General features: G+C 64.3%; 8 protein-coding genes. 4 read left to right on the forward strand and 4 right to left on the reverse strand.

The annotated features are described in order from the left end of the window. Window positions 1–239, forward strand: a 239-nt coding sequence (locus AC5JJ6_RS31915) for a response regulator (RefSeq protein ID WP_496045909.1), incomplete at its 5' end; no start/stop codon positions are given. A 27-nt stretch (window positions 240–266) separates the two neighbouring features. Here AC5JJ6_RS31915 and AC5JJ6_RS31920 read toward each other — a convergent pair. The 4 genes from AC5JJ6_RS31920 to AC5JJ6_RS31935 form a co-directional block, all read right to left on the reverse strand. Further along, on the reverse strand, window positions 267–2,051 hold the full coding sequence (locus tag AC5JJ6_RS31920; RefSeq protein WP_496045910.1) for an SLC13 family permease: 1,785 nt from the start codon (window positions 2,049–2,051) through the stop codon (window positions 267–269). Between the two features lie 250 nt (window positions 2,052–2,301). Next, window positions 2,302–2,577, reverse strand: a complete 276-nt coding sequence (locus AC5JJ6_RS31925; RefSeq protein WP_496045911.1) for a hypothetical protein — start codon at window positions 2,575–2,577, stop codon at window positions 2,302–2,304. 141 nt (window positions 2,578–2,718) lie between these two features. Beyond that, on the reverse strand, window positions 2,719–4,293 hold the full coding sequence (locus AC5JJ6_RS31930) for a sensor histidine kinase (protein ID WP_496045912.1): 1,575 nt from the start codon (window positions 4,291–4,293) through the stop codon (window positions 2,719–2,721). Window positions 4,294–4,462: 169 nt separating this feature from the next. Beyond that, window positions 4,463–5,263: a DUF3891 family protein gene (locus AC5JJ6_RS31935; RefSeq protein WP_496045913.1), complete on the reverse strand. Its 801-nt coding sequence runs from the start codon at window positions 5,261–5,263 to the stop codon at window positions 4,463–4,465. Between the two features lie 228 nt (window positions 5,264–5,491). Here AC5JJ6_RS31935 and AC5JJ6_RS31940 point away from each other — a divergent pair, with 228 nt between their 5' ends. The 3 genes from AC5JJ6_RS31940 to AC5JJ6_RS31950 all read left to right on the forward strand — a co-directional run bounded on the left by AC5JJ6_RS31940 (window position 5,492) and on the right by AC5JJ6_RS31950 (window position 7,873). After that, the gene (locus tag AC5JJ6_RS31940; RefSeq protein ID WP_496045914.1) at window positions 5,492–5,968 is read left to right on the forward strand and encodes a hypothetical protein; all 477 of its coding nucleotides are present in this window, start codon (window positions 5,492–5,494) and stop codon (window positions 5,966–5,968) included. Between the two features lie 273 nt (window positions 5,969–6,241). Further along, on the forward strand, window positions 6,242–6,478 hold the full coding sequence (locus AC5JJ6_RS31945; protein ID WP_044432859.1) for a hypothetical protein: 237 nt from the start codon (window positions 6,242–6,244) through the stop codon (window positions 6,476–6,478). Window positions 6,479–6,481: 3 nt separating this feature from the next. Beyond that, window positions 6,482–7,873 (forward strand): hypothetical protein, encoded by a 1,392-nt coding sequence (locus AC5JJ6_RS31950; protein WP_496045915.1) that lies wholly within the window; start codon window positions 6,482–6,484, stop codon window positions 7,871–7,873. Window positions 7,874–7,970 lie beyond the last annotated feature (97 nt).

Consider the following 7,970-nt stretch of genomic DNA (forward strand, 5'->3'; position numbering starts at 1 on the left):
CGGACGTTGCGGTGCTGGACGTCAACCTGCTCGGCCAGCCGTCCTATCCCATCGCCAGATCGTTGAACGCCATGGGTGTGCCTTTCCTCTTCTGTACCGGATACAACGTGCTGAACGATGCCGAAGCGTCGCTGCTCGAAGCACCCGTGTTGAAGAAGCCCGTCCACCCCGCCGATCTGGTGGAGGCCATCGCGGCGCTGCTCGCGTCACGGAAAGACCCGAAGGAAGGGATGGGGTGACCGCGCGGACTTTCCCGCTTGGCTATCCTACTTCAGCGGCCAGAACAGCAGCAGCAGTGAGCTTCCCATCACGACCACCATGATGCTCAGCGGCAGCCCCAGCCGCCAATAGTCGCCGAACTTGTAGCCTCCCGGTCCCATCACCAGCGTATTGCACTGGTGGCCGATCGGGGTCAGGAAGTCGCAGGCGGCGCCGATGGCGACGGCCATCAGCAGGGGGTCGGCGTTCAGGCCGAGCTTTTGGGCCAGACTGGCGGCGATCGGGGCCATGACCAGCACCGTCGCGGCGTTGTTCAGGAAGGGCGTCAGCAGCATGGCGGCCACCAGCATCATGACCACCGTTCCCTCCGCCGGCAGCGTCACCGCCAGACTGGCCAGACCGCCGGCGATCAGGTCGGAAGCGCCCGTGCTCTGGATGCCGTCGCTGACGGGGATCAGCGCCCCCAGCATGACCAGGATCGGCCAGTCGATCGCCTCGTAGGCTTCGCGCAGCGAGAGGTGGCGGGTCACGACCATGATCACGGCCGCCGCGAAGAAGCCGACGGCGACGGTGACGACCTCCAGCGAGATCAGCAGGATCGCGATCATCAGGATCGGCACCGCCAGATTGAACCGGCGCGGCTTGTCGAAGGCAAGGTTGCGATAGGCCAGCGGCAGGCAGGCCAGGTCGGCCAGCACAGTCGCCATCGCGTTGCCCGGCCCCTGCACCACCATGACGTCGCCGACCTGGATGGGGATCTGGCGAAGCTGGGTCACGAATTGCCGTCCGCCCCGGCCGAGCGCCAGGACGTTGACCCCGAAGCGGGAGCGCAGGCGGAAGTCCTTGATCGTGCAGCCGATCAGCGGCGACGAGGGCGCCACGACCGTCTCCATCAGGACAAGCTCCTCCCACGGCTCCATGCCGGCGCCCTTGGCCGCCCCCCCTCCGGTCGCGATCTCCAGCTTTCCGGCCGTCAGCAGCTTCTTCAGGTTCTCGGGATCGGTCTCGACGATGATGATGTCGTCCTGGAGAAGCCGCCAGTGCTCTCCCGGAATGTAGCGCTGGCCCTTGTCGCGGATCAACGCCGCGACCGTGACGGCGCCGCCCGACAGGGCTTCCAGATCGCCGACGGTGCCGTCCACCAGCGGGGAATTGGGCAGCAGCCGGACTTCCGTCAGGTAGTCGCGGATATGCAGCTCACCCTCCGCCGACGACGTCGGCGACCGGCGTTCCGGCAGCAGGCGCCAGCCGAAGATCAGGAAGATCAGGCCGGTGACCGCGATGCCGGCGCCGACCGGGAAGAAGTCGAACATCGAGAAGGGGTGGCCGGTCAGGTCCTCGCGCACACGGGACACGATGATGTTCGGCGACGTGCCGATCAGCGTCATGACGCCGCCCAGCAGCGATCCGAACGCCAGCGGCATCATCAGCCGCGAGGGCGACGCCTTGATCCGGCGGGAAAACTGGAGCGCCACCGGCATGAAGATCGCCAGCGCGCCGATGTTCTTCATGAAGGCCGACAGCGCGGTCACGGCCCCGACCAGCACGGCGGCCTGGCGGTTGGTCGTCGTCAGCCGGTGCGCCAGCGGTTCGAGCAGCCGTTCCACGGTTCCTGACAGGCTGAGCGCCTTGCTGATGACCAGGGCGCTGGCGACCACGACGACGATCTGGTCGCTGAAACCCGTGAAGGCCTTGGCCATCGGTACGACACCCGTCGCGATGGCCGCGAGCAGCGAGATCAGCGCAACGACGTCGTAGCGCAGGCGGTCCCAGATGAAGAGGCCCAGGGTCACCGCCAGGACGGCCATTGACAGGAACTGCTCGTGGGTCATGCATTCTCCCTCGGGGCGCGGCCGACCGGCAGGCCGCGGATGAGCAATTCAGCCGGACTTCATGCCCGGAACGGTGCGACCTGTCCATGATGGTCGACCGCTCTCGTAACATGTCCGGCCTCATCCGGCCATCATCGTGATGATGCGCCGCATCGAGGGAGATTAGGTTCGGGCTTTGGTTCAATGTGCAATTGGATTTGTCGGCAGACCGCGCAAGTTCCGGTTATGCCGGCAGCGTGCGGCGCCGGGATCAGGGCGAACCGGGGTGATGGATTGTCCAGGCCGAAGGCGGCATCACGGCAGTCCGCGAAGCCTTGGCGTAGCCGGCGCCCTGGCTGCGGACCGCGCGGTCACCGGTACAGGCGTCCATCACCGATGCGACCGCTCCGGCGCCGAGCCCGAGAACGGCCAACGCCAGGAACGGCGACAGGAGCCAGGCGATGGCGCCCCAGGCCGGCAGTATGCCGGCATACTCCAGTGCCAGCGGGGCGCCCAACCACAGCAGCGCAGCAATGAACTTACCCATGGATTTTCTCCATCACTGAAATTTATCACAGATTTAATTTAATCTGCGCCTTTATGATGGCGGTTTGGAAGCTGCAATTTGGAGGTAAGCGGGAACTGTATCGGCCGATCCGAAACAGGGATGCCGAAGCGCGTGCGGAGATCAGGCCCGGACCGGAAAAGCCGTCTCGAAGAACATCGGGACGAAGCGTTGCGACGGAAGGCTTATCGTGACGGCCGTTCCCTCGCGCGGCCTGCTTACGATCGAGAGGTCGCCGCCATGGCGTTCGACCAGGGCCTTGGTGATGAACAGCCCCATGCCGCTGCCGTCGTAGCGGCGGGTGGCCACGGCTTCGACCTGGCTGAACGGCTGGCACAGGCCGCAGATCTTGTCCGGTGCTATGCCGATGCCGGTATCCGTTATCGTAATCGGCAGCCGGCCCTCAGCCTCCTCGCCGACGGCGATCGCGATGCTGCCGCCGTGGGGCGTGAACTTGACGGCATTGCCGATCAGGTTGATCAGCACCTGCCGCATGCGCCGCCGGTCGGCGACCAGCAGCGGGGCAGGTTCCTGAAGCCGGATCTCGATCCTGTGGTTTGCATGCGCTGCCGGTCCGCTCGCCAGGCTCGCGGCCTCCCGGATCAGGGCGGCCAAGTCGATGGCTTCTTCCTGGAGGGAGATCTTGCCGGCCTCGATCTGCGCCATGTCCAGCACGCCGTTGACCAGTTCGAGCAGATGGTGGCCGCTGCGGCTGATGTCGGCGGCATATTCCAGGTACTGGTCGCTGCCGAGCGGACCGAACATTTCTGATTGCAGCAGGTCGCTGAAGCCGATGATCGCGTTGAGCGGCGTCCGCAATTCGTGGCTCATGCAGGCGAGGAAGGTCGATTTCGCCCTGTCCGCCGCCTGTGCCGCATCGCAGGCTTCGCGAAGCGTCGCCTGCATCCGGCGCTGTTCCGTCACGTCCTGGCAGATGCCGTACAGGGCGCTCACCTTGCCGGAGTCATCGCTTTCGCAGCAGCCCTCGATCCAGGCCACCCATTCGCGGCCGTCGTCGTTGCGGACACGGAACTCCCACTGGCTCGTCCTGCCGGATCTCAGGCAGGCGGCGAAGGCGCGTAGCAGCGGCCGCCGGTCGTCGGGATGAACGCGCCCGATGAAACCCTCGAGATGCGGGACATGTCCAGTCCCCGAGGTCTTCATGAGACGATGGATGCCGGCCGACCATTCCAGACCACCGGACCCGATATCCAGCCGCCAATGGCCCATGCGGGCGATCCGCTGAACTTCGTGAAGTTCATGCTCCTGCCTGCGCAGGGCCAACTCGGACCGCTTCCGCTCCGTGATGTCCACCAGCATGTTGATGGCTCCGGTCAGCCGGCCCTCGGCATCGCGCAAGGGAGTCGGATAGGGCACGAAGGGGATCCGGGTTCCGTCCGGCCGCTCCGCCACGGCTTCGGCATTCCGGATCGGGCGGTTCTCCCTCAACGCCACGGCCATGGGACATTGGTCATGCGGAAGCGGCGTGCCGTCGGGCCAGTAAAGCCGCCAGGAGCCGCACCAGCGGTCCTCGCCCAGTTTGGGCCGATGTCCCCATAGCTGGGCCGCCGCCTCGTTATAGAAGTTGATCCGGCCGGCTTCGTCGGTCGTGTATACCGCTATCGGCATCGCCTGGAGCAAAGCATGATCCGGAACGTCCTGCCCAAGTGCAAGAGAGCCGACTATTTCGGTATCCATTACTCGCCCCCAGAGTGCATCTATTTGTGCTTGCGTCCCTCATCGAACTGCAACGTCCCTGATGCAACGTTCCTGATGTCCGGCAAGCGTGTTTTGCTAAAATTTATAGTACATCCGATTTTCCCCGGTTGCAGATTTTGCTTGTATGTAAATGGTCATATGAATGTTGTTATGCGGGATTGAATACGGCGCGGATCTCGACCCGTTCCGCCTTGTGCAGCGCATCGCGGAGCGCTGCTTCGCCGGTAAATCGGCCTTCCAGCCGGCGGCCCTCGCAGAACACCTCGACACGGTCGGCGGCGAAGGGCCAGGGGGAGAGCGTCAGGTCGGCCGGGTCGCCATGAGGTGACCGGATACGAAGTTCGGTGACGTTTCCGGCCGCCGTCGGAACGCCGGGAATTCGGACTTCGCCGGTGATGCCCCAGCAGATCTCCAGCGACATGCGGTCGGTCGCGGCGACGAGGCGCCGGTTCCGCTCGATGGCATCCGGCGTGACATCGGGAGCCATCCGGGGGTCGGCGGCCAGGGCCTGGACGGTCGCCCGCTGGAAGTCTTCCTGCGTCTCCAGGAAGGAGCGGATCAGCCGGGCGTCGTCCGGCGCCGCCTTGTTGAAATCGAAGAACGTGGTGTAGATGGTCTTCGCATGCAGCGAAACGAGCAGTGCCGGATAGCGGCCGAAAGCCAGTGCCTGGCGCACGCCTTTGGTCCATAGCCGGGTATGGGTCGACGGCTTCATATCCAGGAAATTGTGCGGCAGGCCGGTCTCGGGGTTGAGCGTCGGTTCGGCCTCCCATTCCAGCCAGCCTATGTCGTGGAGCGCGGCGCCCAGGCAGACTTCCTCGTAGGGGCTGGGACGCGCGAAACCGTCGTTGCCCCAGGCGCGAACCAATTGGCCGGACAGCCAGGAATGGCTGGGCTGCGGAATACAGATCACGGCATCGTCGGCCAAGTCTTGCGGTCTGAACAGCATGAGCGGGGGTTCTCCGGTTTGGACTTTTCCTGATAACGCGCGAGACGGCCGGATCGGCACGGGCAAAGGACCGGCATCCTTCCACGGTAATATCGGTGTCAATGCCGATATCGTTAATGGGGTGACTCTGCGGGAGTAATCATGGGAGCTGAAAAGTACTCGGGTATCGATTCCGCCAACCAAATAATGTTAGGCTGCCGGCAGTGTCAGATCTGCTGGTGGGCGTCCATGAAAACCTCGTTCAAAAGTTCCGTATCGCTATGCGGCATCCTGCTTTGCTCGGCGCTGCTGGCCGGATGTGCCGAGACATCGGACCCTGTACTGGAAACCGCCAAGACGCCGCTGATGCTGGGCGAGACCCCGGCGGACAAGGTGGTATCGCTTCAGACCAGGACCATGCTGGCCGGGCTGGCCTGCGGTCCGGCGTGGGGCGATCCCCAGGCCTTCGCCCGCTATGCCAGCTTTACCGTCCGCAATGCGGAAATCCTGCGAAATTCCCAGCGGGAACTGGCCGACCGGATGGGCAGCATGGCGGAATTCGACCAGATGCATACCCGCATTTCCAACGGTGAATCGATGCGGATGCTGCGGATGGGCAACGCCAATTACTGCGCGCTGATGCGGGAGCCGTTCTACGTCGCGGTGGCGATGGACCCGGAAGGCCTGACCAGGGAAAGCCAGATCGCACAGGTCAGCCAGCGCTGAGTCTTCGGACCTGCGCCCGGTCTTCGGATCGGCGGTCTCTGGGATAAGGCAAACCCGAAGGGGCTTGCCCGGGACCGGCTTTTTCGACCGGTCCTGTCCTTCTGTTTATTACACTGATGTGTCGTTTTTATGTACGATGGGTGGGTTGTTGAGCCCCGCTCACCGTGTTCCAATCGCCCTCCTTCGACCGTGCTGAATTCATGCGAAGACTATCGATGTCTTCAAATAAGATAAAATTTTCGCTGGAGGGCGATCGGCATGAACCGCATATACATGGCTTTGCTGGCGGTCCCGGCATTGTTGCTGTTTTCCACCCAGAATGCTTACGCTTATCTTGATCCCGGTACCGGCAGCATGCTTCTGCAAGGCCTGATCGGCGGCATTGCGGGTGGAATGTTTGCGATCCGTCTTTACTGGAGCAAACTGAAAAGCCGGTTCGGCGGCGGACGGACGCCGGCATCGGTGACGCAGCGCGACGGCGTAGACTCCCCCACCGACAAGGCCCGCTGACGCATGACCGCTGTCGAACCCGGTTCGTTCCGGGACCCTTCCGGCCAGGTTTTCGAGAACGATGGCCGGATCTTCCGCACGATCACAGCCCGCGCTCTGGCCGACTACACTTTTATCCGAGACAGCGGCGTGCTCCGGCGGCTGGTCGACGGTGGCCGGCTGGTGGCGTCGGATGAAGTCGATCCGGCATTGCTGGGCGAGCAGGCGCGGGGAGCGCCGATCGTGGTCGAGCATCCGCGCATCCCGTTCGTCTCCTATCCGTATGAATGGCCGTTCCCGGCCTTGAAGGCGGCGGCGCTGTTCCACCTGGATCTCCAGATCGATCTGCTGGCCGACGGCGTCATGATGAGCGATGCCAGCGCCTACAACGTCCAGTTCATCGGACCGCGTCCCGTCCTGATCGACCTGCTGTCGCTGCGGCGCTACCGCGAGGGCGAGTACTGGGCGGGGCTGCGGCAGTTCTGCGAACAGTTCCTCAATCCGCTGCTGCTGCGGGCCGTGCTGGGCGTGCCGCATAACCAATGGTATCGCGGCAGCCTTGAAGGCATCCCGACCTCGGAACTGAACCGGCTGCTGCCGTTCCACAAGAAGTTGTCCTGGCAGGTGATGACCTATGTCGTGCTTCAGGCCCGGCTGGAGGCATCGGCCAACGACAAGGGGACGGCCGATGCGGGTGCTATCCGGAAGAAGGGCCTGACGAAGTCGTCGCTGCTCGGCATCCTGACCCAGCTGCGCGGCTGGATCGAGAAGCTGAAGCCGGCCGACACCGGCAAGACGGTCTGGGGCGACTATGCCCGCAACAACACCTATACGGATGCTGCGGAAGAGGCGAAGTGCCGCTTCATCGCGGAGTTCGCGGCGGCGGTGAAACCGAAGCTGCTATGGGACCTGGGCTGCAACAGCGCCAACTACTCGGCCGTGGCGCTTGGGGCAGGAGCCGGGGCCGCGGTCGGCTTCGACTTCGATCAGAAGGCGCTGGAACTGGCGTTCGACCGTGCGGTGTCGGAGAAGCTGAACCTGCTGCCGCTGTTCCAGGATGCCGCCAACCCCAGTCCCGACCAGGGCTGGAAGCAGGCGGAACGGCGCGGCATCCAGGGGCGCGGCGACGCCGACGGATTGCTGGCCCTGGCGTTCGAGCATCATCTGGTGATCGGGCGCAACGTGCCGCTGGACCAGACGATCGGCTGGCTGACCGGGCTGGCTCCGCGCGGCGTGATCGAGTTCGTCCCCAAGGACGATCCGACCGTCCAGCGCATGCTGGCGCTGCGGGAAGACATCTTCGACGGCTATAGCGTGGAAGCCTTCACGGCGGCGCTGGAAAACCGGGCGCGTGTCGTGCGGGCGGAGGCCATCGCCGACAGCGGCCGCCGGCTGTTCTGGTATGACCGGAGCTGACGGCTTCCGGAACTGCGTCCGGAGCCGGGGAGAGCTGAAGTGACCAGGAAACTATCGGATTTCCCCCTCTACCCGCTGCTTCTTGCGGCCTATTTCC

The organism is Skermanella sp. (assembly GCF_059503625.1).